25 protein-coding genes are annotated in these 24,372 nt (G+C 55.7%); 7 read left to right on the top strand and 18 right to left on the bottom strand.

Annotated elements, in window-relative coordinates; genetic code table 11:
- Nucleotides 1-49 precede the first annotated feature (49 nt).
- The 5 genes from RISK_RS01835 to RISK_RS01815 form a co-directional block, all read right to left on the bottom strand.
- Nucleotides 50-2,383, bottom strand: a complete 2,334-nt coding sequence (locus RISK_RS01835; protein WP_047812701.1) for a serine/threonine protein kinase — start codon at nucleotides 2,381-2,383, stop codon at nucleotides 50-52.
- A gap of 31 nt (nucleotides 2,384-2,414) precedes the next feature.
- Complete coding sequence (locus RISK_RS01830) at nucleotides 2,415-3,038, bottom strand: sigma-70 family RNA polymerase sigma factor (protein WP_236695947.1); 624 nt, start codon at nucleotides 3,036-3,038, stop codon at nucleotides 2,415-2,417.
- Nucleotides 3,039-3,280: 242 nt separating this feature from the next.
- On the bottom strand, nucleotides 3,281-3,754 hold the full coding sequence (locus tag RISK_RS01825; RefSeq protein ID WP_047812699.1) for a MarR family winged helix-turn-helix transcriptional regulator: 474 nt from the start codon (nucleotides 3,752-3,754) through the stop codon (nucleotides 3,281-3,283).
- A gap of 241 nt (nucleotides 3,755-3,995) precedes the next feature.
- Nucleotides 3,996-4,472, bottom strand: a complete 477-nt coding sequence (locus RISK_RS01820) for a GNAT family N-acetyltransferase (protein ID WP_236695946.1) — start codon at nucleotides 4,470-4,472, stop codon at nucleotides 3,996-3,998.
- Nucleotides 4,473-4,483: 11 nt separating this feature from the next.
- Complete coding sequence (locus tag RISK_RS01815) at nucleotides 4,484-5,314, bottom strand: PhzF family phenazine biosynthesis protein (RefSeq protein ID WP_047812542.1); 831 nt, start codon at nucleotides 5,312-5,314, stop codon at nucleotides 4,484-4,486.
- Nucleotides 5,315-5,426: 112 nt separating this feature from the next.
- Between RISK_RS01815 and RISK_RS01810 the strand changes: the two genes are divergently transcribed.
- Entirely contained in the window at nucleotides 5,427-6,050 is a 624-nt protein-coding gene (locus RISK_RS01810) for an HD domain-containing protein (RefSeq protein ID WP_047812541.1), read from the top strand.
- A gap of 12 nt (nucleotides 6,051-6,062) precedes the next feature.
- Here the strand turns inward: RISK_RS01810 and RISK_RS01805 are convergent, their stop codons facing one another.
- A complete protein-coding gene (locus RISK_RS01805) occupies nucleotides 6,063-9,410 on the bottom strand; it encodes an efflux RND transporter permease subunit (protein ID WP_047812540.1) in 3,348 nt (1,115 codons plus the stop codon).
- Nucleotides 9,407-11,209, bottom strand: a complete 1,803-nt coding sequence (locus tag RISK_RS01800) for an efflux RND transporter periplasmic adaptor subunit (RefSeq protein ID WP_047812697.1) — start codon at nucleotides 11,207-11,209, stop codon at nucleotides 9,407-9,409. Before RISK_RS01800 ends, RISK_RS01805 begins: the two co-directional genes overlap by 4 nt.
- 271 nt (nucleotides 11,210-11,480) lie before the next feature.
- Here RISK_RS01800 and RISK_RS01795 point away from each other — a divergent pair, with 271 nt between their 5' ends.
- Nucleotides 11,481-11,939, top strand: a complete 459-nt coding sequence (locus RISK_RS01795) for a DUF1569 domain-containing protein (RefSeq protein ID WP_083434723.1) — start codon at nucleotides 11,481-11,483, stop codon at nucleotides 11,937-11,939.
- A gap of 41 nt (nucleotides 11,940-11,980) precedes the next feature.
- On the opposite strand, the gene sugE is transcribed toward RISK_RS01795, so the two are convergent.
- Both sugE and RISK_RS01785 read right to left on the bottom strand, forming a co-directional pair.
- Complete coding sequence (gene sugE, locus RISK_RS01790; RefSeq protein WP_047812539.1) at nucleotides 11,981-12,349, bottom strand: quaternary ammonium compound efflux SMR transporter SugE; 369 nt, start codon at nucleotides 12,347-12,349, stop codon at nucleotides 11,981-11,983.
- 124 nt (nucleotides 12,350-12,473) lie between these two features.
- Entirely contained in the window at nucleotides 12,474-13,172 is a 699-nt protein-coding gene (locus RISK_RS01785; protein WP_047812538.1) for a hypothetical protein, read from the bottom strand.
- Nucleotides 13,173-13,480: 308 nt separating this feature from the next.
- Here RISK_RS01785 and RISK_RS01780 point away from each other — a divergent pair, with 308 nt between their 5' ends.
- The 4 genes from RISK_RS01780 (at nucleotide 13,481) to RISK_RS01765 (ending at nucleotide 17,001) form a co-directional block, all read left to right on the top strand.
- Nucleotides 13,481-14,260 carry an SDR family NAD(P)-dependent oxidoreductase gene (locus RISK_RS01780; RefSeq protein WP_047812537.1) on the top strand — a complete coding sequence of 260 codons (780 nt, stop codon included), beginning with the start codon at nucleotides 13,481-13,483 and terminating at the stop codon, nucleotides 14,258-14,260.
- 78 nt (nucleotides 14,261-14,338) lie between these two features.
- Nucleotides 14,339-15,712, top strand: coding sequence for an NAD-dependent succinate-semialdehyde dehydrogenase (locus RISK_RS01775; protein WP_047812536.1), 1,374 nt, complete (start codon nucleotides 14,339-14,341; stop codon nucleotides 15,710-15,712).
- Between the two features lie 3 nt (nucleotides 15,713-15,715).
- Nucleotides 15,716-16,741, top strand: coding sequence for an NADP-dependent oxidoreductase (locus tag RISK_RS01770; RefSeq protein ID WP_047812535.1), 1,026 nt, complete (start codon nucleotides 15,716-15,718; stop codon nucleotides 16,739-16,741).
- 77 nt (nucleotides 16,742-16,818) lie between these two features.
- A complete protein-coding gene (locus RISK_RS01765; RefSeq protein WP_047812534.1) occupies nucleotides 16,819-17,001 on the top strand; it encodes a YqaE/Pmp3 family membrane protein in 183 nt (60 codons plus the stop codon).
- A 21-nt stretch (nucleotides 17,002-17,022) separates the two neighbouring features.
- Here RISK_RS01765 and RISK_RS01760 read toward each other — a convergent pair whose 3' ends face one another.
- The 9 genes from RISK_RS01760 to RISK_RS01720 form a co-directional block, all read right to left on the bottom strand.
- The gene (locus tag RISK_RS01760; protein ID WP_047812533.1) at nucleotides 17,023-17,739 is read right to left on the bottom strand and encodes a ZIP family metal transporter; all 717 of its coding nucleotides are present in this window, start codon (nucleotides 17,737-17,739) and stop codon (nucleotides 17,023-17,025) included.
- Nucleotides 17,732-18,145: a DoxX family protein gene (locus RISK_RS01755; RefSeq protein WP_047812532.1), complete on the bottom strand. Its 414-nt coding sequence runs from the start codon at nucleotides 18,143-18,145 to the stop codon at nucleotides 17,732-17,734. The genes RISK_RS01760 and RISK_RS01755 overlap by 8 nt, the downstream gene beginning before the upstream one ends.
- Before the next feature lie 116 nt (nucleotides 18,146-18,261).
- Complete coding sequence (locus tag RISK_RS01750; RefSeq protein WP_047812531.1) at nucleotides 18,262-18,699, bottom strand: hypothetical protein; 438 nt, start codon at nucleotides 18,697-18,699, stop codon at nucleotides 18,262-18,264.
- Nucleotides 18,700-18,745: 46 nt separating this feature from the next.
- A complete protein-coding gene (locus RISK_RS01745) occupies nucleotides 18,746-19,045 on the bottom strand; it encodes a Rho termination factor N-terminal domain-containing protein (protein WP_047812530.1) in 300 nt (99 codons plus the stop codon).
- Between the two features lie 18 nt (nucleotides 19,046-19,063).
- The gene (locus RISK_RS01740; RefSeq protein ID WP_047812529.1) at nucleotides 19,064-19,417 is read right to left on the bottom strand and encodes a hypothetical protein; all 354 of its coding nucleotides are present in this window, start codon (nucleotides 19,415-19,417) and stop codon (nucleotides 19,064-19,066) included.
- A gap of 97 nt (nucleotides 19,418-19,514) precedes the next feature.
- Entirely contained in the window at nucleotides 19,515-19,682 is a 168-nt protein-coding gene (locus RISK_RS28900) for a DUF1328 domain-containing protein (protein ID WP_007327517.1), read from the bottom strand.
- 260 nt (nucleotides 19,683-19,942) lie between these two features.
- The gene (locus RISK_RS01730; protein ID WP_047812527.1) at nucleotides 19,943-20,644 is read right to left on the bottom strand and encodes a hypothetical protein; all 702 of its coding nucleotides are present in this window, start codon (nucleotides 20,642-20,644) and stop codon (nucleotides 19,943-19,945) included.
- Nucleotides 20,645-20,732: 88 nt separating this feature from the next.
- Nucleotides 20,733-21,110 (bottom strand): hypothetical protein, encoded by a 378-nt coding sequence (locus RISK_RS01725; protein ID WP_047812526.1) that lies wholly within the window; start codon nucleotides 21,108-21,110, stop codon nucleotides 20,733-20,735.
- A 204-nt stretch (nucleotides 21,111-21,314) separates the two neighbouring features.
- Entirely contained in the window at nucleotides 21,315-22,484 is a 1,170-nt protein-coding gene (locus tag RISK_RS01720) for a hypothetical protein (protein WP_236695943.1), read from the bottom strand.
- A gap of 246 nt (nucleotides 22,485-22,730) precedes the next feature.
- Between RISK_RS01720 and RISK_RS01715 the strand changes: the two genes are divergently transcribed.
- The gene (locus RISK_RS01715) at nucleotides 22,731-24,299 is read left to right on the top strand and encodes a tetratricopeptide repeat protein (RefSeq protein ID WP_047812525.1); all 1,569 of its coding nucleotides are present in this window, start codon (nucleotides 22,731-22,733) and stop codon (nucleotides 24,297-24,299) included.
- The last annotated feature ends 73 nt before the right edge of the window (nucleotides 24,300-24,372 follow it).

Genomic DNA, 24,372 nt, shown 5'->3' with positions numbered 1-24,372 from the left:
GGTACCTTTTAGTCAAACTGGGCAATCTTCGATCCACTCAGCCGGGAAATCATTGCCAAAACGGGTCGCCGATCAAGGCGTCCCATTTCTCACGCTGTTCTGGTGTCAGGATCTCAAGGATCTGCCCCACGGTGACCCGAGTCGCCTCAGACCGCCACATATCACGAGGCGGCCCGTTGAATTCTGGGGGGCCGCTGAACTCGGGAGGTCCACCAAAACCAAAGCTAGGCGGTCCATTCATCTCAGGCGGACCACCAAATTCATCAGGGCGACCACCAGGGGACCGTGGATCATCGACAGCCGGCCCAATATCGGGACCACCGCGCATTCCATCTGATCCACGAGGCCCTTGCCCGCGACGTCCGTCGTTGTGATCCCGAGGTCCGCGGCCGTCGTCGAATCGACCTCCTCGTGGAGGTCGCGTTTCTTGGATGATTTGATTGATCTTGGCACGCTGCTCTCTTGTGAGGTTGAGCGCCGCGACGACCTCAGCGGATTTGAACGTGAATGGCAACCGTCGCTGACGAGCGATTTGTCGCAACCGCTCAAGTTGACTCGTGGTCAATCTCCCAGTCAGGAAAGTATTGAACGCGTTGAGCAACAACGTCATATCCTCGTTGCTTTCGGAAAGATTCCCAGGGTTCTGGTTGGCCAAGGACTGACGTTGCGTTTGCAAAGACCGGATGGCCTCCGTGATTGCATCCGCTTTCTCACGATCGATGCCCAACTCTTTCTGAACCGAGGTTTCTGCCAACTGCATCAGCGGTCCAATTTTCTCAAGAAGCTGCAGCTCTTCCACCATCGCTTCCACGCGATCCGAAGTCAGTGCCAAATCGCTTTTGAGCGCAGGATCATCGGCACGGAGTTCCAAGAAATCTCGGTAAAACGACAGAGAGGTTTCCAAGAAGCTCCGGCGAAGGTCTTGGAGGTCACCACGATAGGCCAACTCGCTTTCACTCAAGGTGCTGAAAGCATCCACGGCGGCGCGTGCCTGCTGAAAACTCTCTTCGGCTAACTGGCGTTCTTTTGTCACGCGATCGAGGGCGTGTTTCGTGTTCCTTTGTTCTTCCCAGACCAACAGCGTTGTCACCAGCAGCGCAACCGATGCAATGAACAACATTCCGAAGGCCGCAGTGACCAGTCCGCTGTTGCGGCGACGCCATTTCGCCAATCGCTCAAGTGCCGTCGGCGGTTTGGCTTGGATGGGTTTGTCATCCAACCAACACTGCATATCATCCGCGAGATCCTTCATCGTTGCGTAGCGTTCGGACGGTTGCTTGGCAATCGCTTTGCGAACAATCGTGTCCAGCTCTGTGGGCAGATTTGGTGCGATTGAGATCGGAGACGGTGGTTCCACCTCGATCACGGCATTGAGCAAATCGCGAAAACCTTCGCCCTGAATGGCGGGCTGTAACGTCAACAATTCGTATAGCGTGACACCAAACGAATACACGTCGGTGCGATGGTCCAAAATCATTCGGTTGCCAGACGCTTGTTCGGGCGAGGCATACCGCAACGTCCCCATCGGATCGCCGGTCCGAGTCAGATTGTTCGTGTCGGACTCAATGTGTGCCAAACCAAAATCGGTGACCCAGACCTTGCCGGCACCATCAATCAACAAGTTCCCCGGTTTGATGTCTCGGTGGATCACACCGTACTGGTGAGCGTGTTCGATTGCGATCGCAGCGTCATAGGCCATCCGCACCGCCGATTCGTAGTACCGCCGCCGGCCCAGCGAAGTGCCCATCGAAGTCGTGTTGTTCAGTCGAGTTGGAGCAGTTCCTACTTCTTCTCGGAACGGCACGGTGTCATCCGTTTTGCCTTGCTCTGACTTCTGCCGCATCTCGTCGATCACGTCGGCCAGTGTGCGTCCCTCAATCATCTGCATCGCGTAGTAGTGCACACCACGATCGCTGCCGACGGCGTAGACGGGCACGATGTTGGTGTGGTGCAGAGCCGCTGCCGCATGAGCTTCGTTGCGGAACCGCTGCAAACGCACTTCGTCCAGACCGCTGGCGAACGGCAGCACTTTGAGAGCCACCTTGCGACCGAGCGAGAGCTGGATGGCCTCGTAGACCACGCCCATCCCTCCGCGGCCAAGTTCACCGACGATTTGAAAATCACCGATCGGTTTGGCAGTGAATTCGGCATCGGGCCCCACCGCGTTCACGGGCGACTCAGACGGTGCCCCGACGCCATGGAGCATGGCCAGCCCTTCGAGTGCCGGACGCAACTCGACTTCGATGGTGGCATGATCAGCCACGAATGCGTCGATCGAAGGAGCCTTCCCGCTATCAAGCAATTGCATGTAATCCTTGACCGCAGCGACCACGCCGTTGTCATTGGTTTCATCGAAAGTGGCCATATTTCCCTCTTCGTTCAATTGGTCGTCTGCAGCTCGGCCTCTCACACACTCACGTCATGATCGTTCGCAATTTCGCAAGTCCACGTACCCAGAGTTTTTCAACACTGTCCACACTCTTTCCCATTGTCTTCGCGACGTCTGCGAAAGACATCCCTTCAACATGACGCAGAACGATGACCTCGCGGTAGTGTTCAGGCAGCGTCTCAATCGCCTCCGCCAGTTGCAGGAAAGCTTCGTTGCGAGCGAAGTGTTGACTTGGTGAGGTCACATCCGCGGCGATCTTTGATTGCAAGAACCCGGAAGCGTTCGCCAAACTGGCATTCAAATTCTGCTCCAATCGTGGATCGCGTTTCTTTGTCCCCAAGTACTTTCGCAAGTGCATCGCCAAAATGTTCTGCAGGATGCCTCGCAACCAACCCGCGAATTCCTCCGGTGTTTGGCCGCGAAAATCGGCCATGTTCTCATGCGCCGCAATACAAACCTCCTGCGCCAAATCCGACGGATCGGCTTTGCCTTGCAAATGATGGTGCAAACCGGATCGCGCCAAAAACTTGACGAATTTTCGGTAACTGTCCAGCAATTCCCCCAACGCGTTTTGGTCCCCCGATCGCGCATCGGCAATCAGCTTGGCAATCCGAGTCTGAGTTTCGTCGGGGTCACGTTGTTCAGTCATGTTGTTCTAAATCAGCGGCACGATTGAATGGACGCCATTTCGTGGCACACCCTGCCGCACCTTGGAACCAGTTGCAGTTGAACCAAAAAACCGCCGTTCAAACAAGAAACTTTATCAGAGGTTGGATCGATTGGGAGTTTCAAACCACCCTCAACGCAAAATGAACCGTGCCGAGCGCCTTGAGCGTGCCTGATCGATCCGTCACAGAAAATCCCAACCGGTCGGCACACATCGAAGCAAGACTACTCCGACACACTTCCACGGGCGATATGCAGAATTCGATTCAGCGTTTGAAGATCCTCCGCACTGACATGCCCCAACAATTCGCGATGCAAATTCTGGATCGGCTCATCCAATTGTCGGAGCAAGGCGAGGCCCTCCTCCGTCACACCAACCAAAAAGACTCGGCGGTCCTGGCTGGATTGCGTTTTGTGGACCAACTCTCGATGGAGCAATTGATCGACCACACGGGTGATTGCGGGTGCCACCTGGATCATCCGATCGGCGACTTCCAAGCAAGGCATTGGTTCGCCTTCGCCACGCATAATGCGCATCGCGTTGTACTGTGACGGCGTCAGCCCATACTTTCGTAGCAGGCGAGCCAAGCGATTTTCAAGCAGATCGCTGGTACGGAGAATCCCCAGCATGGCCTCTTGCTCGAGGGATTGGAACGGCCCCTTTTTCTTGAGCTCTTCACGTAAAGAGGACGGCGTCATCAATGAATCCTTGGGGCAATCGTCAACAACTGCGCGTACCTTCACGTCCAAGCAGTTGAAATTGTTCTGGTGCCCCCAAATGCTTCGCTCGCAAACGACCGAAGCAACTTCAACAACATGGTTCATGAATCGGCGACTTGCATCCAAAATGCCAAGGAATCCTCCCCTCTTCCGGCAGAAATCCCCTCCCAAACCAGGTGAGGTTCCAATGGTACCGACAGTGAGGAAACGGCAGTCCAATTCACGTCGCCTCGTTGAATTGGTCCCCCCGCCATTGCATGCGGAAGTTGACCAGGCAGACGCCGCGACAAATCACTTCCTGACGCTGGCGCACCTGAAACCCAACTGATTCAAAAAAAGGTTTCGCGGTGACGCTGGCTTCGGTAGAAACAGTTTCACAGTTCAAACGTCGAACATGCTTGCGAAGTCCGGTCCAAATCAACTTTGCGACACCTTGTCGTTGATGATCCGCCGAGACAAACAGTCGGTCCAGGTGCCCGTCGCGGGTCATGTCTGCGAATCCAATCAGCTTCGAATCCGACTCCACCACCAAGGCCACGCGATTTTGAAACCGATCGGTCCAAGCTTCCAGGTCCACCTCCTCCGGCGCCCACGCGTTCAGCTGTTCCTGGGAATAATCCCGACCATTCACTCGATGCACGGTGTCATGAAAAAGATGCCAGCATCCGACAGCATCCTCGTTTCGAAATGAACGCAACTTCAATTCAATCACCTTCCAGAAACTTCGATTTTCAAACGACCTTCCAAAACAGTCACTGCCTTGCCAGTCAAACGCACACGATCATCGACAACCTCACATCGAACCCTTCCACCGCGTCGAGACGCTTGGTAACCGACCAAGGTGTTGGTCCCTAAACGCGGCGCCCAATACGGGGCCAAGCAACAGTGTGCGGATCCTGTCACGGGATCTTCCTCAATGCCACAGCCAGGGGCAAAGAACCGAGAGACGAAATCAAAATCAGCGTCACTCTCTGCTGCCGTCACAATCACACCACGAGTCGGAATGGCGGTCAACAATGAAAAATCGGGCTGCAACCCCATCACCGCCTCACGCGATTCCGCCACCATCAACAGATCAAACGGTGTCCTCCAAACCTCAGCCTGTTCGATCCCCATGGCCGCCTTCAGTTGTGATTCCAGTTTCGAATCGTCCAGTGCCGACAAGGGTGCGTGAGGAAAATCCAGCGTGATCCCCGATGCACTTCGTGAACAAGCAAGTTCACCGCTTCGGGTTTGAAAACGAATCACAACGCGTTCTTCCACGCGATTTTGTTCCCACAGCACGTGCGCTGCCGCGAGCGTTGCGTGGCCACACAGATCCACTTCGACATTGGGAGTGAACCATCGCAACTGGTATTCGGCCGGATCGGCCAACGGAACCAGGAACGCTGTTTCCGATAAATTCATCTCGCTGGCAAGGTGCTGCATCCACTCGTCGCTCGGATACTCCTGCACGAGGCAAATGGCAGCTGGGTTCCCACCAAAAGGCACGTCGGTGAACGCGTCCACCTGCCAAATCAAAGGGTCGTTGTTCGACATGGGATTCATTTTTTGAAGGAGAGAATGTCGGGACACTTTGCACGAGACATTTGGTACCACCCAGGTTCGCCGTCACCTACGATCAGGCTTCGTATCCGGTTACGATTCGGTGATGAACCACTCTGAAACCATCACCCGGCGAGTTGCCGAGATTGTGAGCCAGCGAATGGCCGACCAACAGGCCGGGCACGGATTCGATCACGTCCGGCGTGTCCATCGAACAGCCTGTGACATTCAAAAGCAAATTGGAAGCGACCTTTTCACCATCGAACTGGCGGCGCTGTTGCATGATGTCGGTGACGCGAAATTCCATGATGGAGTTGAGCGCAGCGCCGAGTTCTCTCGCGAAATCCTGGGGGACCTCAAAGTGGATCCCATGACGATCGAGCACGTCGCCCACATCGTCGACAACCTTTCGTTTCGAAAACACGAAACTGCGGAAGAACTTTCCCTGGAAGGCAAAATCGTGCAGGACGCCGATCGGCTCGACGCACTGGGCGCGATCGGAATCGTGCGAACGATCGAGTACGGAGCAACCGTCGGCCAACCGTTTCACATCGCTGGCAATGACCCCAGTGATCTGAGCGGACCAAAGACCGGTGCCGGTCACTTTTATCAAAAGCTCTTTCGACTGCGTGACCTGCTGCACACCGATCCAGCCCGTCAAATCGCGACGGACCGGGAACAGTTCATGAAAACCTTCTTGGCTCAATTCATGAGCGAGATGGCCGACTGACCACCTCTTTCATCAGGCACGTTTGATCGGAACCACTCGGAACGTTTCGACCAGGATGGCGTAGAAAGCGGGCACGATGAGCAAAGTCAACATGGTCGTCAGCAACAGCCCCACGATCATGCACCACGCCAATCCTTCCCACAGCGGTCCGCCGCTGAGAGCCAAGGGCAAGAGGCCACCAACCGTTGTCGCGGTGGTGAGGAAGATTGGCAACATGCGCTGCTTGCCCGCATCGATCAAGCAATCACGAAACTCGTCTTTGGTCAGACCAACAATCGGTCCCTCCTCTTCTCCGGAGGAGGCTTTGGCTCGCGATCGTTCTGAGATCAAGATGTCGGCGAATTCGACAAAAATGATCGCGGTGTTCAGCACGATGCCAAACAAAGCCAGGATTCCCAACTGCGGCATGAATCCCAGCGACTTATCAGACAGGTACAACCCCAGCCAGGCTCCCACCAACGCCAGGGGCAACGTGGAAAGGATGAGCAGCGGTTTGGACCAACCGTTGTACTGAAAGATCAGACACAAAACGATCAGCAGGAACGAAATGGCAAAGGACATCATCATCTGCCCACCGGCTTCCGCACTCTCTTCGTACGACCCACCCGGTTCGATCCAATATCCCGTGGGCAGTTCGTCCTGAATCTGCCGCATCTCTTCTGACTTCAACACCCGAGCGACCACGTCGTTGCCGGTGACGCCCGGTTCCATTTGCGAACTGACCTCGATCGTTCGATTCATTTTCCGACGTTCAATCTTGGCAATTTCGAACGCCGGTTTCAAAACCGCCAAGGAAGCCAGTGGCACCTTCCCACGATCCCCTTCCACATATGACTCTTGCAGTCCGCGAACCGATTCGCGTTCGCTGGCTTTCAACCGAAAGTAAACCGGCACCTCGTGGTCGCCTTCGCGAAACGTGGTCAGTTGCAAACCGGAATAGTAGGAATTCAGCGTCCGAGCAATCTGCGAATTGGTGACCCCCACCAACGACGCACGATCCTGTTCCACCGCCACCTGAATTTGATACCCATCCACTCCCCAGGAATCCGACACGTCCCATGTTTCGTGCTGTGCCGTGACGAGCTGTTTCAGCATGTCGGAGGCTTCCCGCAACACGGCAGGGTTCGCGAAACCATTCCCAGAAATCCGAAAGACCAGCGGATCAGCCGGTGGTCCCAACGCCAATCGAACCGGCACGATGCGAGCCCCGACGATCGGATCGATCCCCAAAGCCTCGTCGCCACGCTCCGCGATTTCTCGCACGCGTTGGGCGAACTGTTTCGTCACCGACGCATCCGTCGTCCGCACCAAAATCTCCGCGAAGGACCGTGTTTTCGGCTCCGGATTCCATCCCAAGTGCCAACGCGACCCACCACCACCAACCAAAGATCGATACACGCGAAGTGGAGGCTGGGAAAATCCGTTGGCCGCGAGGTTTTCGGTTCCCAAACGCTGAAGAATCGTTTCAACCTGCTGGGTGACTTGATCGGTTTGTTCAATCGTTGCCGTTTCAGGCAAGATCACTTTGACCGCAAACTGAGTCCCATCTGCATCCGGGAAAAATTCCGAACTCACTGGCAATGCCAAGATTCCAATCATCAGTCCGAGGGTGGCAAACGCCGTCACCCATTTGAACTTGACCGCCAAACCGCCCAGCCATCCGTACAACCGAAAGGGCAGGTTCTCTTGCTTGTCGTTGGAAAGGCTTCGTGAGGAGCTTTCGGGGGTTTGATCCGAACGACGTTTTCTTCGCGGCATCCAATGGGCCAGTCGATTCCATGTCGCCACCACCGGCGAACCCGTTTGATCTCCCTGCGGAGCCCGAATGAACATCCCAGCCAAGATCACACACAGAGACATCGCCAACACCCAACTGAGCGCAAGCGTGGTCGAAACCGTGACCGGTAGACTGTAGACGTATTCTTTTCCGCCACCTTCCAGGCTCACCAACATCGGCACAAACGCGGCCATCGTGGTGAGTGTGCCGACCAACATCGGAATCGCCAAGGTGTTGGCACCATCAATCGCCGCAGGGAACGGATCCATGCCCGCCATTTGATTGGACCTAGCTTGGTCACACACCTGCACGGCATTGTCGACCAACAGCCCCAACGAAATGATCATCGCAGCGAGCGAAATCTGTTCGAGTTGAACGCCAAACAAGGAGATCAGACCGACAGCGACGACCACCACGATCGGAATGTTCGCCGCCATCACAAACGAGGTGCGGAAACCGACGACCAAGTAGACCACCACCACCACAATCAAAACGGCTTCGACGACATTGATGATCACGTCGCGAATCTTCTTCGCAACGCTTTCGCTTTGATCTGAAACGGCGGTCACGCCAATGTCCGGAGGCAACAATTGCTCCACCTCCGACATCTCCCACACGCGGTGCTTCGCCGCTTCGCAGACTTCGATGATGTTCGAACCAGATTTCATGGTGATCCCCAGCATCACAGCGGGTGTGCTGCCTTTTGAATCGCCCACTCGGCAGATGTAGTTCGCCGGATCTTCGTAGTCACGCGTGACCGTCAGACCAAGTTCCGCCAAAGAAACGCTGTTGTCGCCTTGGCCGGTTCGAACCGTGCTCGCAATTTGGGTGATTTCATCGACCGCATTGAACTCACCTTCGGTCTTGACCGAAAAGTGCCCGGAATCGGTGTCCAGTTCTCCACCGGCTTGAATGATGTTGCGATCATCCGCCAACGATTCCAGTTGGTTGGTGGTGAGTTCCAACTGGGCCCAATTGGCGAGGTCTGTCTCAATGAAGATCGCCTCGGATCGTTGCCCGAACATGTCGACTTTCGCAACGCCCGGCAACAACCGCAAAGCGTCCTGCACCTCTTCGGCGTGCTTTTCCAGTTGACGCAGTGTGTAACGATCCCCAGGACGGATTTCCGACCGTCCTTTGGAAGGTGTCTGATGGATCCCCAACAACAGCACGGAGGTGTCACCGAACTCATCGTTGACAATGGGACTGACGTGGGCAGCAGGCATGGGAACCAGATCCACGCGCGCCCGAACCTTGTCCCAGACATTCTGAATGTCCGCGGGCGGGATGTTGTCTTCCAATTCCACAAACACAGTGGACTGGCCCGTCAACGTGGTCGACCGAGTCAGCTTGACCTCCTCGATGCCGGTCAAGTTCTGTTCGATCTTATCGGTGACCAGTTCCTCCACCGTCTCAGCAGGTGCTCCCGGCCAAGAGGTTGAGACCACACAAACACGAATCGTGAATTCGGGATCTTCCCGTCGGGGGATCGTGACATAGGTGACTGCTCCCCATGCCATGGCCAAAACCGCCAGTGAAAAAACGATGGGACGGTATTTGACCGCCAAGGTTGGCAAGTTCATTCTGCGGATCCCTCCACCACCATCGGTGGCACCGGGCTACCAATCAAATGCCCCTCTTCCAGTTCATCCAGTCGTCGAGGCGCTCCCACTTTTCGCACTCGTTCGCCGTCGGTCAGAAAGTGAACCCCACGAACGACGACTTGCAATCCTTCGCGAAGCTCCGGCGATTGCACTTCGATCATCGAACCAGTGTCCAGATTTTCCCGAGCGACCACTTCAACGCCAACTTTGGAAGCCAGTCCATCCTTGATCTCATAGAGAAACGTTTGACCTGACTCCTCGTCGATCGCATCGAACGGCACAAAGAAACCTTTGCCTTCATTTTGGTCCGCCAAGTCAACTGTCACCAATTCACCTGGACGCAACATCCATTCGGCCCCTGGGTCCAAGACCACCGACTCGCCGTCCCAATTCCGGGGCGGGTTTCCGCCTTGCTTCGCCTCCGCAGGATCCATATTGGGATCGCCTGCTAATTTCCCGACATACAAAGACTCCAAATCGATGTCGATCGGTTCCCCGTTCTCGCCCAGCATTTGAACGCTTCGAAAAACCCAGTTCCCCAAGAAGGGAATCCTGAGTTTGTTCTCCTGCAAACGCTGCTGGCGGACTTTCAAGACCTCTGGCAAGCGTTCTCGCAGCTTGCTGTTGGCGACGAGATAGATAAAGGAACCTTCGTCGTCGCGATGAATGGACTCTTCTTCCACCAAGACCACTTCCTCCGAAGTCCCCATCATGCGATTGAGTCGCAGGGGCCAAAGGTCTTCCGAGCGAGCCACTTTGTCATCGGGTAGATCTCCCGGCAATCGGTCTCGCATTCGCTCATTCAACAACAACATCGTCATCGTGAAGGTTCGAGTACCGGGATCCGCACTCGCGTCCACGTTGTAGACCAACCCGTTGGTATGACGCTGGGTTCCATCGGCCAGGGCGTATGAAATGGGCAACTGACGGCGACTCCGCATCGATCGCGATTGTTTGGCCGACAGCTCCACCTCGACCTTGATCGGGTTGGTCATCTGCAATGTCAGCACGGGATCCCCCGCGTTGACCACACTGCCAGGAACAACATTCACCGCCGAAATTTGCCCCTGATACGAACCAAACAAGGTGGTGTGTTCCAAATCGCGTTGAGCGTCGCGCAGCGTTTGTTCAGCGCGTCGAATTTGCGACTCGGCCGACTTCAGTTCCGCACGGGTCTGCTTTTCCGTGGCCTGCAATCCACTCAACGAAGCCAAACGGGTTTGGACGAGGTTTCGAGCTTGGTCGTATTCGCTTTTGGAGGCAGCGTTTTGCTGTTTCAAATTATCAATGCGTGAGAACTCCATCTCGGCGAGTGCCAAGTTCGCTCGGGCCGATTCCATCTCCGCCGGCAACGACTCGTCCAGCCGTATTTCGATGCTTTCCTTGTTCAACCGAGCGACTTCCAAATCCGCCACCGCAGACTCGACGGCGATTTCGTAGCGTTCCGGATCGATCCGCGCAAGCGGTGTTCCCTGCTGAACCACTTCGCCGCCCACGTCGATGACTCGTCCGTCGATGTTTTCTCCTGGTTCCAAAACCCACAAGACTTTTCCACTGACCTCAAAACCGATGTCCTCGGTCTTCCAAGACTGCACGCTGCCCGTCGCGGTATAGGACGAAACCGGAACGGTTCGCGTCAGCGTCATCACTTCGACAGGTCGCGGCGCCTTTTCGAACTGGCGTTCTTCCTTTGGTGCGCACCCCACCGTCACGATCAACCAAACAAGGGATGCCAAGCGGGCTGCATGCCCCGTTGGTTTGAAAGAAGAAGCTGTCATCAAGAAGGCAATCAGAGAAGAGCGAAATTGCAGCATGATCTTCCAATCGGAAGAGCCACGCCCAAAGCACGTCGCGGTTTGTACCAAGTCTATTCCAACAGCAAAGCTACAACCGGGGAGATCCAAGGCAACATCACAAAAGGATTCGATACACGACGTGACAATTCGCCACCTGTTCGAGGAATGAAGTGGCGCCCCGTTTGGGTACGATGAATCCAATCATGACCACGCGCAGCATGGCGTTTGTTTTCCAACGAGAGCCTTTGAATCAATGACGAACCTGAGAACCTTGCAGTTCAACGACTTGAGTGACGCGGCCGAAGAGGCTCGATCGCTCCTGCAAGCTGGATACACCCCCTGTGGCAATTGGTCGCTGGGCCAAATTTGCCGACACCTAAGCCTGGTCCAGAACCCAAGTGTCGATGGCTACCCCGCCTGGATGTCTTTGTTTGCATTCATGCGTCCGGCCATGCGACGCTGGTTGCTGCCCAAACTTCGTCGTCCTGATTCTCCACGCGGAATCCGAACCGCGTCGATATTCGTCCCACCTGATGACGTCATTGACCAAGAAGAAGTCGATGCATTCGCTCACAGTGTCAAACGATTTCATTCACACCTGGGCGAGTACGCACCTCACCCGGCCTTCGGGCGGATGAGCCGGACTGAAATCGAAGAAATTCACTCGCTGCATGCTGCCCATCACCTCCGTTTTCTCCAGCGAGATGGCTGAGTTTTTGCTGCGAAGTTCTGGCCGCCTCGTCTGACTGAACTTCAACGAGGCGGGATCGAATCGGCATTTGCCTGAGCGGGCGGGGCAGGGCTGTTCGACGAAGCCAGTTTCAAACCAACGATCCCCGACACGATGACAGCGATGCACGCCAACCGAATCGCGTCGCGGGATTCACCAAACAGAATCATTCCGGCGATGGCGGTTCCAACGGCACCGATCCCGGTCCAAATCGCATAGCCCGTCCCAAGTGGAATCTCTCGAAGTGCCAACGAAAGCGTGAAGAAACTCGCGATCATGATCACGATGGTGATCAACGTCGGAACGGGGCGTGAGAATCCTTCGGTGTACTTCAATCCAACGGCCCATCCAATCTCAAGCAAACCGGCCAGCAACAAGTAACCCCAAGCCATTGTTCTTCTTTCAAACAATCGAAAACCGCCTGCCGCGACATACGATTCCAAGCAATTGAAACTCGCGGCGAATCGCTCAGTATCTCTGCACGCAATGGGATCGCAAGACCGGTCCTTGTGTTCGTCAGACGTTCGTTGACTTCATCGCGAACGCGTCATCAAAGCGATCATCGAACTCAATGAATGCTGCGACCAACTCCGGGCGTTCCAGAACCTCTTCCAATTGCTTGGCACCGGCTTCCATGTTCTCGTCGGCGCGGAGATCCCCCGCGGGCTGCGCTTCGTTTTCACGGCCAGCAACCTTCGCCGCCAAATCCATCGCGGACTCCTTCCATCCGGTCGCTCCGGCCAAGGCATCCGACATGCCTGCACGAACGACCCGAAAATCCATTCGGGCAAAGGCCTCTTCGAATGCTTCTCGCATCGCCACGACTTGCTGAGGTCTCACTGGTCCGGCCGCAATCACTTCTTCTTTGAGAAGTCGGTCGAGAGTCCGCCCCAACAAAACCATTCGGATGATCTCCATCGGAACCCCTCGCACCGAAGTCAGAATCGCAACGATCTTTCGAACGGGGAACAACAACAGCTTCAACGGTGCCTTGGCGAGCATTCCCAGGCAACCGGCAACGCAGCCTGAGTCCTCCGCGTAAAAAGCACGCAGTTCTTTCAGGGAGTCGGTTCGATTGTGTGCTTCCAGCGTTCGAGTCACGACAAACCGACGGCATTGGCCGCGGATCACGTCATCCACAAAAGGAATCGGGACGAATCTCGCAGCGGAAGAGACCATGCCCGCGAGAATCCACTGATGCGTCAACCAATTCATAGTCACAGATGTTTGCCAGAAGAGTGGGGAGCCCCATCGGCTCCAAATTCAGTTTGCCCCGGTTGCAGTTGCCCGAGGGCTCGTTTCATTGCCCTTCCTATTCATTGCACTTCCTATGCCATTTGGAACGCCAACCTCAGACGCCGGAACAACCGGGACTTCCGAACGACCGAATTCTTGGCATGGCATGTGCGTCCGTGTTTGTTCCCTCGGCACACTTGGGATGGGCGCCGACGCCGACGGCGTCGGTTTCCGCGACTGACGGGTGTCGAGTTTACCTCTCTCGTTTCCTCCATGGACATCGATCGATGACTCAACACAACACCGCTCTCATCACCGGAGCTTCATCGGGGATTGGACGAGAACTGGCGATCCAATTCGCCATGGGTGGGGACGACGTCGTCCTGGTCGCTCGCAGCGAAGACAAACTTCGTGAATTGGCGACCGAAATCGAATCTCAGTCCGGCCGACATGCCACCGTGATCCCTTGCGATCTGTCTCGTCCTGAGGCCGTGGATCAACTGTGCCATGAACTGACACAACGATCGATCCCAATCGACACGCTGGTCAACAACGCCGGATTTGGTGCCCTCGGAAAATTCTCGGAACTTTCGGCCGATCGTCAGACCGACATGGTGATGGTCAACGTGGTGGCGTTGACTCGTCTCACCCGTCAACTGCTTCCGAACATGCTGCAGAAGAACCGAGGCGGCATTCTCAACGTCGGATCGATTGCGGCTTACCAAGCGGGTCCCAACATGGCGGTTTATTACGCGACCAAGGCGTACGTGCTGTCCTTCACCGAAGGGCTGCGTGAGGAGCTTTCAGGCACTTCCTTGCACGTCACCTGCCTCGAACCCGGCCCGACCGAATCCGGATTTGGTGCCGACTCAGGGATGGGCAACCTGGACATGTTTTCCTCGACCACCATGACCGCCGATGCGGTGGCGCGTGCTGGATACGAAGGCTACATGAAAAACGAAGACGTTGTCATTCCCGGCTGGAAGAACCGTCTGATGGTGACTTCCGCAGGTTTCTTGCCGCGTTTCGCCACTCGGAAATTGGTCGGCAAGATGCAAAGTGCCTGACCTGCTTCCCATCCCGTGAATTCCCTGTCTGGCGATCACACATCGCTGCGATTCCACTCACTCCTCAAGGACTTTTTCATGTCGATTACCAGCGTCAATCCAGCCACCAACGAAACCATTCGCGAGTTTGAACCGCTTCACAAGCAAGATGCGATGCAGGCCATCGAAACCGCTCACAAAACGTTTCAAAACTGGCGATGCACGGCATTCGAGGAACGGAAAAAGTGTCTCCTCCAATTTGCCAACCTGTTGCGAGCGGACTCCGACGAATACGCCCGCATGATCACGCTGGAGATGGGCAAACGGATCTCGGAATCGCAATACGAAATCGAATACTGCGCAAACATCGCTGAGTTCTACGCCAACGGGGCGGAGGAATTCTTGGCGGATCAGCCAATCGAACGCGTCGAAGCCAACGCGTACCTGCACTACGAACCGATCGGGGTGCTGATGGGCGTGATGCCTTGGAACTTCCCGTTCTACCAAGTCGTTCGTTTCGCGACGCCCAACATCATGGCGGGCAACACTGTCATGGTGAAACACGCCAGCAACGTGCCGCAGTGCGCTGCCGCGATCGAAGAGCTTTACAACGATTGCGGGCTGCCAAAGGGTGTGTACCAAAACCTGTTCATCCCATCGGACTTCGTCGAATCGATCATTTCCGACTCGCGCGTCCAAGGGGTTTCGCTGACGGGCAGTGAGCCTGCTGGACGAGCGGTCGCGGCTCAGGCAGGCAAGAACCTCAAACGCAGCGTTCTCGAACTGGGCGGCAACGATCCATTCATCGTGCTTGACGATGCGGACCTGGATCTGACGATCGAACAAGCCGTGAAGGGCCGCATGGTCAATGCGGGTCAATCCTGCGTGGCCTCCAAACGCTTCATCGTCGTGGAGGAAGTCGCGGACCAGTTCATGAAAGGCTTCAAGGCCAAGCTTCAGGAACTGAAACTTGGCGATCCAATGGATGAGGAAACCACACTCTCCCCTCTTTCGACCGAGGACGCCGCGGTCAAATTACAAGAGCAAGTCCAATCATCAATCGATGCGGGTGCCACGGTCATGCTGGGCGGCGATCGCCCCGACCGGGATGGTGCGTTCTTCAACCCCACCATCTTGACCGATGTCACACCAGACAACCCGACATTCGATCAGGAACTGTTCGGCCCCGTCGCGACGATTTATGTCGTCGCTGATGAAGCCGCTGCCATTCAACTGGCGAACCGATCTTCGTACGGGTTGGGCGGATCGGTCTACACAAAAGACATCCTGCGAGGACGTCGTGTGGCAGAACAAATTGAAACGGGAATGATGTTCTTGAATCAGCCCACTCGCTCGCAATCCGAACTGCCATTCGGCGGCATCAAGAACTCCGGCTACGGTCGCGAACTTTCGCACCTGGGCATCTTGGAGTTCGTCAACAAGAAACTGATCCACTTAGGAGACCAGGAGTAATTCATGAACACTGCAACAAGCAAAGCGATTCAATCCAAACAAATCGAGCTGGTATCGCGTCCGGAAGGGATGCCGCAAAAATCAAACTTTGAACTGCGGACAACAGAGGTCGGGCCGATCCAGGACGGCGAGATCCTCGTGAAGAACCGGTGGATGTCGGTGGATCCCTACATGCGAGGCCGCATGAAGGACAGCGACAGCTACGTGCCACCGTTTCAAATCGACCAACCGCTGGAGGGCGGATGCATCGGTGAAGTCATTCAATCGCAGAATGCCGACTTCGAGGAGGGCGACATGGTCCTCGGCAACCTTGGTTGGCGAGAGTACTGGACGTCCAACGGAGGTGGAATCACGAAGATCGATCCCACCATCGCACCGGCTCAAGCCTTCCTGGGTGCCCTCGGCATGACAGGCATGACCGCTTGGGTCGGGCTGCACAAGATCGCGCAGCTCAAAAAAGGGAGCACCGTCTTTGTCTCGGCAGCCTCCGGAGCAGTTGGCTCCATTGTTTGTCAGTTGGCCAAAGCCATCGAGTGCCGCGTGATCGGAAGTGCTGGCAAGCAGGAAAAGATCCAGTGGCTCCAGGACAAGACCGGCATCGATGCGGTCATCCATTACAAAGAAGTCGACAACCTCAGCCAGGAACTTGCCAAGCATGCTCCTGACGGAATCGATGTTTACTTCGACAATGTGGGCAGCGACCACCTCGAAGCAGCCATCGACAACATGAACGACTTCGGTTGCTGCGTCGAATGCGGCATGATCGCGACCTACAACGCCACCGAAGCCCCAGCGGCACCACGCAACCTGTTCAAGGTGATCGCCAAACGCTTGCGAATCCAAGGATTCATCGTCCGAGACCACATGGATGCCAAGGACGAATTTGTGTCCGACATGGCGAAGCTCATTCAACAGGACAAGGTTGTCTGGGAAGAGTCGATCACAGATGGCATTGAAAATGCACCCAATGCCTTCATCGGGCTGTTTGAAGGCGACAATCTTGGAAAGCAACTGGTCCGTCTCAGCTGACTCCCATGTTCGACGATGCGACGAATGGGAGACCACTTCGCAGAGAAATTTCGTGCCCTCCATTGAGGAATGTCCCCATGAACTTCATTCGACTCCTACTGGTCTTTCTCCTTCCACCGGTCGCGGTTTACATGCAAATCGGTGTGGGGCACTATTTTTGGATCAGCTTGATCCTGACGCTGCTCGGATTTGTGCCAGGCCTGGTGTACTCGCTCTACATCATGGCCTCTCGGCCGCCGGGGCTTTCGCGTCTTTCCTAAGTGCTGACAAATCAGCCAGGATCATCCCTCCAGCAGCACGTTTCCGATGAGGCCGAGGAGAAATCCCAGGACAGCCCCGATCGCGGGCGCTCGCTGATTTTCAGTCTTCGCTTGCGGCGCCAGATCTTGAAACGTGAGATACAAGATACCGCTGGCTGCAAACAACATGATGAAGTCCACGAGGCGAGGAAAACTGGAAAGGTGTTCATAGCCGATCCAACCCGCAAGTGGCCCGAGAGGAACACAGGCCGCCAAGCAGGCGATGAGTTTCCAGCCTCTCAGCTCGGACGAGGAGTCCAACTCGCGATACGCGTTGAAGCCTTCCGGAAGATTCTGTAGCCCAATCAACACGGCGAGCAACATTCCCGCTCCTTCCCCCGTCGCGAAGGCCGCTCCGAGTGCGACCGCTTCCGGCACAAAGTCCGACAGCATCGCGACCAACTGAGCCATCGAACTCTTTGAACGATCCAGGAGCGTCTCCAAGCCCCAGAACACGAGACCCCCTAACGCGAACGCCAGAATGATCCAAGGCAGGGACAGCTCTTTGATTCCCTCCGGGACCAGCACCAAGGCGACCGCCGAAACCAACACCCCACCACCAAATGCGATGACGCTGTGCCGAAGTTCTGTCTCCAACCACTCCGGTGAGATCTTTTCGACCATCGCGACCAAAGCACCGATTGGAATCGCCAATCCGGCCATTGTGGTCAGCAACAAAACCTGAGCCAATTCATTCAACTTCGCGATTCCTTTTCGAACAAGCGACCCACCAAACCAAAGCGATCAACACCGCTTGCAAGGGCAGTCGAGCAATCAAGCCCGTCTGTGAAAACGCATCATAGCGATCAGCGTGCATCGCCATGTGCACATTGGCTGGAAAGACCGCGATTAACAACGCAATCAAACCGAAACCGGCAATCGTGCGAAGCCGTCGAAAAAGCAAACCGGTCCCGCCGAGAACCTCAAAGAACCCTGACACGAAAACCAGCAATCGGGGGCTGGGCCAACCGTCCGGGATCATCTGAACATAGAAAGCAGGCGAGACGAAGTGGTTGATTCCCGCCAAAATGAATAGAGCGGCGACCAGCCACAAGCACACCAATCTCCCCACGAAAAGCAACCGACGCAACGAGGAAAGGACCATTGACCTCACTCGCTTCGTCGGTTGATGAAAAGATTCTTGCTACCAGCGTGGAACTGCAGAGAGACGATCGAACGTCGCTGCAACACCCGCTCAGTCAGTGGGTGAACCAAACCGGGTCAGCCCCAAGTTCGCGTCTTGAAGTGTTCCCATCGAGTTGGTTCGCGATGCTGCCGAAACCACAATGCCGTGACCGTGACACCAACGAGTGCTCCTGCCACAAAGCTTGCCAAAACCGATTGCGTTGGTCGTTCGGCGATGCACTCATCGGCTCGCATGACAGCGAAGCGAGCCGACTCGCTGGCCTTGCGGACGGAGTCTTCCGCGGAGTGGCTGATTCGATCCGCAATCGATTCCTGAGGCGCGAACTCGCGGACGACCGACTCGATTTCATCTTGCGATGCATCCACCCGGCTTTTGACAAATTCAATCATCCACTCCGCCTCGTCTGGGCACTTGGACAACTCTTCTTCTTTAATATGTGGCCAGCGATTGCACACCGCTGAGCGAACGCGGGTCCAATCCGCTTCGTGAGCCACGCTCGTTTCCGTCGACATTTCAAACTCCTTCTGGGATGACGTTGAAATAGATCCCAGCGAGCGTTTAAGACCGTTCGCTGCGAATCGCCTGAATCAAATCCGACTTGTTCATCTTGCTTCGTCCCTCGATCGCGAGTTCGGAAGCTAGGTTATGCAACTCTTTGACCGTTCGATCTTCCAAGGAAGCGTTTGGATTGCCTGTCCCTTGAGTTGTTCGATTCGGTGTTCGTCCCTCGTTTCGACGTTGTTTATTCACAGTGCGAGCCGCGATTTCCTCTGCCTCTTCTTCCGTCTGACCACGGTCCAGTTCACTTTCTTTGATGTGCTCGTACTGGCGACCGTCTTTTTCCGTCCACTTGGCCATTGTCACACCTCCAACGCGTCAAGCGTCTGTCGCAGAACTGATGTTCGCGGGTTTCGCGGGCGAATCCTCCGAGGGGGAATTCGATTCCCAACGAGCGAGCGACTGCAATTTCGTACCAAGCTTGCTAGTCAGCGACGTCAACGCGCCACCGCGGTGCATGGCGCATTCGCTGCATCGCTCTTTCACCCGACGTTCGACTTCTTCCATGACAGTCCTTTCGGACTTCCATGAGTGACCACTCATAACCAGCGTCTTCAGCAGGCCATCTTGCCGTTCCACGAACTGCTCGCCATCGCCTTCGAGCGATTGGCAAACCAGCGTGGCGAGTTCATCCAACGCTCGTTCCATTTGCGGGTTCAATTCTTGATCCATGTCTCTGATCCTGATGGATGAAGTGACGATCCGTGTCGATCGACGCATCGGAAGACACGCAGATCGTTTAGGTGTCACGATGAGTTCGCATCCTCAATCAGACGGTTGGTCCACGGCGGCCCATGACCAAACCAAGAACAAACAGAACCAAGAAGACAACGAACAAAACCTTTGCAACCATCGCAGCGGTTCCGGCCAGTCCACCAAAGCCCAATGCGGCAGCGATCAAAGCGATTACCAAAAACGTCAAAGCCCAACCCAACATAATATTCTCCTTAGATTTTTGATTGTGTTTCGCCAACACGAACACCGTGTTCTCAGCGAACGAAGGTGAGGTAAAGCGATTCCCGTGCCGAACAAGATCCCGTTGATCCACAATTCCCTGAAAGTCTCAAAAGTGCCCGTCTTTCACCGTCAAGTCGCGTTTCACCAGAAGCAATTGATTGGGAATCATGCAGGCAGCGTTGAAACCGACCAGAGTCCATCGCGAATGCTCTGCAATGAACCAGAGTCAACCGAAGTGAATCAATCCGAGCCACCACCGAGTTCTGGAAGGATGAATCTCTCACCGGCGTGCTCGGCCACGAACCGCTGCAAACTGGTCGCTTGCTCACTCACCGCCTCCACCGCAGATTGCTGCACTTCGCGATCCGCGCGTCCAGTGAAGGCTTTTGGAACTGTTACCCGGACATCCAACGCCACCGTCAACGTGACCTCCGTTTGAGTGCCTTTGGGTCGTGCATCGAGCGTAATTCGATACGAATCCAAATTCGCGGCTGCAGCAATCGATTCCGTGACCACGTCCATGCCATCGGGGTGGACATTGGCTCGCTGACGCAACGTCAATTCATCCGCGGCGATGTGTGGGTCGTTCAAACTCACACGCAACTTTTTGACCGCCTGAACGTCGGTTTTTGAACGACCTCGAATGGCATTGAGCAGCGGTCGATCATCCTGGCTGGTGTCGACCTGGAGATCTTCCACGCGTTCATCGATCAACGTCATGCCGGACTGACCCACGATCGCAGCGGTCGCGTTCTTCCGAACCATGATTTGGCGAAATTTCTCGAAGTCACATTCCACCACAATCGTTTTTTCAGCGGAACCGCTCGCCAAATGCTCCACCGAACTGAGCGAGAGGAAAGCCAAGGCCCCTCCTGCGACGAGCAACAAGACAACCATGGCCGTCACGACCATGCGAGCGGGAGTCCCAAGCAGATGATTCATACCATTCCTCGATTCACAAAAAAAAATGCCTGGCGGCCAAACGACCACCAAGCATTCATAGGGTTCAATCCACCGGGGTGGTGGGCAATCACTCCACTTCAATTTCTTCGAGACGATCGGCCTTCTGTTCACCAGCCTCTTCCAATGCATCGGCTTTTTGCTCGCCGAGGTTTTCCTTCTGATCGGCCTTGGTTTCGCCTCGGTCTTCAATCATGTCAGCTCGTTCTTCAGCGGCATCTTCCATTGCATCCGGAGCGTTTTCCGCTTGATTCCGGACGTTTTCAGCCTGCTGTTGAGACTGATCACGAATCGTTTCAGCCGTTGACTGTGACGAATCACGAATGTCTTCGGCCTGTTGCTGGGTGGCATCGCGAATCGCATCGGCCTCTTGATCCAAGGCGGATTCGTCGCATCCAACGGCAACCATCATGCAGACGGCCATCAAAAATGTGGTGATCGATTTCATAGCACTGTTCCAAATGGGAAAGGGTTCTCGCCCATGGGTAGGGCGGTTTCAACGATTCCCGCCAGTCGCGGGTGTTCCGCCCTACACACAGGCAACTCGCGTACCAACGACAGCAAATCGGATCGGCGCAATAAAAAAGGCGGGAGCTGAACTCCCGCCTTTCAAAACGATCACGATCCAAACCGGCGGACCGGTCGGAAATCACTAGCGAATCGAACCGTTCAGACGAGCGTTGCTCGCGGCGGATGCTTCCGCTTGACCGACACCGTTTGCAGTGGCTTGTCCTTGGGCTGAACCATTGACGTTCAGGCTGGCAGCTGTTCCCACTTGGTTAGCCGCCTTTGCTTGGAACGATTGAATCTTGGTTTGTGTCGACGCCATCGATTCTTGTTGAGCCGATGCAAACGCGTTCAAACGAGCCTCCATCGCGTCAGCTTGCGCCAACAATTCGGCATTGGCCGAGACCAAGGCTTGGTCACGCATTTCAGCGATCTCAGCTTGGCGCTGACGTGCCGCCACGGCGATCATCGACGAGAAGTCAATGTTCGACGCCAAAACACCGGCGACGCCGAAGTCCCCGGCCGCTTGGCCCGTCCCACGAACCGATTGGCCATTGGACGCACCGGCTTGTCCCTGAGTGACTTGGCTGAACGCGCCGCCGAAGGTCGATCCAGCAACCCCAGATGCATCGGGGGCTTCTGGTGAACCTGCTTCCGGTGCGGAGGCGTTTTCCGAAGGCATGCTGGCCGTGCTTGGCGAACTTGATGGGGCGTCGCTCGAAGCGAAAGCGCCGGTGGCTTGGGCGGTCGCATTCTGACGAACTGCCGCGGCAGTGTTCAAAACGGCCGACGTGCGGAGAGGGTTGAACTGACCAAAGACAGAATCGTACGCCTGAATTTCAGCAACGCTGATTTGGATCGGGCTGGCAGAGACTCGCGTCGAAGAAGCAAACCCAGCCGAGGTGCGTGACTGCGATCCGGCAACGTTCGCATTTGCATTGACGTTGATTTGGACATCGGAGTTGGCACCGACGTTGCTTCGCGACGCACGGTCGGCAGTCGCATTGGCTTGTGCCTGAGCACGTGCAGCCAAGCCAGCAGCGGTTTGGGCAGCAGCTTCGATTTGGTTTCCGACGCGAGCTTGAACACCATTGGCAACGTTCGCTTGAATGCGTTGTTGCACTTGGCTTTGGACGTTCGCTTGCACTTGGCTCTGAACGCGAGCCTGGACTCGTTGCTGAACTTGGGTTTGCACATTCTGCTGAACCTGCCCGCGAACACGCGACAGGGCTCCATCCAATCCTTGAGCTTGAACGGTTCCACCGGTGCACAGCATGCAAGCGATCGCCAAGGCATTCTTTGAGTGACGTTTCATCCGTGAGTTCAACTCCATCTGAATTTCCAAACGCCTGCAAGCCATCGCCCCTTTCACTCGAGCTTCGTGAATCGGGGTGGCAACTGAAAAGCGCCGACTGATACCAACTGGGGGCGAACGGACGTCCGCCCTCAGACCGATCGCAAAGTAGGCGATCCTGGACGCGAATTTCCAGGGTGATTCCGACGCTCACTATGCAGCCATCTGTTTGACAACGTTGCAAAACAACTCTCGCTCGGCAATTGAATGCTTGACTGGAACCGCCGATTACGAAGTTTCGCTTGGACCAGTTGGTTGGGCCTGATCGCTTTCAGTTCCATCACCTCGGCAGACGAATTCGCAGGCGTTTCCCCCCCAACCAGTTCGACGAGTCCCGATCTGGAGACCGCTTCTGGCCCCAGTCCTGCTCAACAGCGAATGCTGGTCATGCTCCAGCAAAAGGTCGCCCAGAATCCGGAGCACTCTGATTCGTGGCGAACGTTGGGGCGACTGCAACGAAGACTCGGTGACCCAGACGCTGCCATCGCGTCGAATCGGAAGGCACTGGATCTCGATCCGTTCAATGCCGCCGCTCATTTTGATTTGGGGCAACTACTCAACGACCAAGCGCGTCCAGATGCGGCCCGTTTTCATCTGCAGGAGGTGCTGAACATCGCTCCTTCGAGCAACTACGCCGACCAAGTCCGTGCACTGGGTATCGAGGCCCCAGCCCCCGCGATCGCACAACTCATCGCACCCACCACGAGCCCGGACTTCGCCGACCAACCATCGGCGAAGACCGGGATGACTTCCGAACCCTTCGAACTGGCGCACCCAAACGATCTTCCCGCGCCGCCCAATCTTGCGGGTGCGCCAACTCAAACAGTCGGCTACGAAATCCAAACCTTCGATGGTTCCGATGACCTCGAGAACCGCTTGCGACAACTCGAAAGCGAAGCGGTAAATCCGACCAGTCCGTTCCGAATTTTTTTGGAAACGGGACTGCTCTACAACACCAACGTCACGCTCACGCCGATCAGCCGTGAACTCGCACAAGACGAGCAAGCCAGCTTTCAGTGGTTCGCCAGTCCCGACCTGGACTGGAAACTGATCCGCCGCGAAAGCTCTCGTGCAGGGGTTTTGTTTCGCGGGTATTTCACCGCCAACGAAAGCCAATTTCAGGAATTCAACCTGGCTAGTTTCCAACCCGGTGCGTTTGCGGAAAGAGACTTTTTATTCGGCGGGAACGAAGTGATTGGGCGAATGGAGTACGTGTTCTCCAATGACTTCTTTGATGGGAATCAAGTGGGCGATCGGCATGCAGGAACAGCGTCGGTCACCGTGATCCGACCTGACTTGAACGCTTGGTATGGGTACACCACGGTCGCGCAATCCAACTTTGAAGACGACGGTGCCGTCCCAGCACAAACCTCACTTGACGGAACAACGCTGACGTTCGGTGCCAGCCACTTCAAACGAACGCGTTGGGAAGCCCTGCCAATGGTCGCCTTGGGAACCGACCTGGAATACGCCAACACCAAAGGCGACGATTATCGATATCTCTCCATCAACCTGCATGGTTCAACGGACTGGCAAATCAGCGACCGCTGGAAGTTCACGCCGACCTGGGGTGTGGGCTATCGCAACTACCCCGACTTCACCGACCCGATTGGTCGCGATGAAATTTTTTGGCGAGTCGATGGGAAGCTGAGCTATCAGCTCACTGAACAGCTTTCCGTCTCCGCCGTCGCCGGGCACGATCGATTTGCTTCGGACAACGACGACTTCGATACCGAGCGTTCGGAAGTGGGCGTGCTGGTCGGATTCAAACGCTGAGTGAACGCGCGGGATTCACGTTGGCATTTCAGTTCATCTCAGCAGGACGCCAGCCCACCAGACAATTCGTACC

The sequence above is a fragment of the Rhodopirellula islandica genome, from assembly GCF_001027925.1.
GTDB classification, from domain to species: domain Bacteria; phylum Planctomycetota; class Planctomycetia; order Pirellulales; family Pirellulaceae; genus Rhodopirellula; species Rhodopirellula islandica.
This window is presented reverse-complemented; position numbering and strand designations above follow the sequence as displayed.

Excerpts from the sequence above, each read along its gene's own strand:
- RISK_RS01755 (WP_047812532.1), bottom strand. The coding sequence starts at position 18,145 with ATGGTCCTTTCCTCGTTGCGTCGGTTGCTTTTCGTGGGGAGATTGGTG.
- RISK_RS01800 (WP_047812697.1), bottom strand. The coding sequence starts at position 11,209 with ATGACAGCTTCTTCTTTCAAACCAACGGGGCATGCAGCCCGCTTGGCA.
- RISK_RS01830 (WP_236695947.1), bottom strand. The coding sequence starts at position 3,038 with ATGACTGAACAACGTGACCCCGACGAAACTCAGACTCGGATTGCCAAG.
- RISK_RS01730 (WP_047812527.1), bottom strand. The coding sequence starts at position 20,644 with ATGAATCATCTGCTTGGGACTCCCGCTCGCATGGTCGTGACGGCCATG.
- RISK_RS01770 (WP_047812535.1), top strand. The coding sequence starts at position 15,716 with ATGAACACTGCAACAAGCAAAGCGATTCAATCCAAACAAATCGAGCTG.
- RISK_RS28900 (WP_007327517.1), bottom strand. The coding sequence starts at position 19,682 with ATGTTGGGTTGGGCTTTGACGTTTTTGGTAATCGCTTTGATCGCTGCC.
- RISK_RS01805 (WP_047812540.1), bottom strand. The coding sequence starts at position 9,410 with ATGAACTTGCCAACCTTGGCGGTCAAATACCGTCCCATCGTTTTTTCA.
- RISK_RS01825 (WP_047812699.1), bottom strand. The coding sequence starts at position 3,754 with ATGACGCCGTCCTCTTTACGTGAAGAGCTCAAGAAAAAGGGGCCGTTC.
- RISK_RS01780 (WP_047812537.1), top strand. The coding sequence starts at position 13,481 with ATGACTCAACACAACACCGCTCTCATCACCGGAGCTTCATCGGGGATT.
- RISK_RS01765 (WP_047812534.1), top strand. The coding sequence starts at position 16,819 with ATGAACTTCATTCGACTCCTACTGGTCTTTCTCCTTCCACCGGTCGCG.
- RISK_RS01795 (WP_083434723.1), top strand. The coding sequence starts at position 11,481 with ATGACGAACCTGAGAACCTTGCAGTTCAACGACTTGAGTGACGCGGCC.
- RISK_RS01740 (WP_047812529.1), bottom strand. The coding sequence starts at position 19,417 with ATGGATCAAGAATTGAACCCGCAAATGGAACGAGCGTTGGATGAACTC.
- RISK_RS01750 (WP_047812531.1), bottom strand. The coding sequence starts at position 18,699 with ATGTCGACGGAAACGAGCGTGGCTCACGAAGCGGATTGGACCCGCGTT.
- RISK_RS01745 (WP_047812530.1), bottom strand. The coding sequence starts at position 19,045 with ATGGCCAAGTGGACGGAAAAAGACGGTCGCCAGTACGAGCACATCAAA.
- RISK_RS01720 (WP_236695943.1), bottom strand. The coding sequence starts at position 22,484 with ATGAAACGTCACTCAAAGAATGCCTTGGCGATCGCTTGCATGCTGTGC.
- RISK_RS01775 (WP_047812536.1), top strand. The coding sequence starts at position 14,339 with ATGTCGATTACCAGCGTCAATCCAGCCACCAACGAAACCATTCGCGAG.
- RISK_RS01725 (WP_047812526.1), bottom strand. The coding sequence starts at position 21,110 with ATGAAATCGATCACCACATTTTTGATGGCCGTCTGCATGATGGTTGCC.
- sugE (WP_047812539.1), bottom strand. The coding sequence starts at position 12,349 with ATGGCTTGGGGTTACTTGTTGCTGGCCGGTTTGCTTGAGATTGGATGG.
- RISK_RS01810 (WP_047812541.1), top strand. The coding sequence starts at position 5,427 with ATGAACCACTCTGAAACCATCACCCGGCGAGTTGCCGAGATTGTGAGC.
- RISK_RS01715 (WP_047812525.1), top strand. The coding sequence starts at position 22,731 with ATGCTTGACTGGAACCGCCGATTACGAAGTTTCGCTTGGACCAGTTGG.
- RISK_RS01815 (WP_047812542.1), bottom strand. The coding sequence starts at position 5,314 with ATGTCGAACAACGACCCTTTGATTTGGCAGGTGGACGCGTTCACCGAC.
- RISK_RS01785 (WP_047812538.1), bottom strand. The coding sequence starts at position 13,172 with ATGAATTGGTTGACGCATCAGTGGATTCTCGCGGGCATGGTCTCTTCC.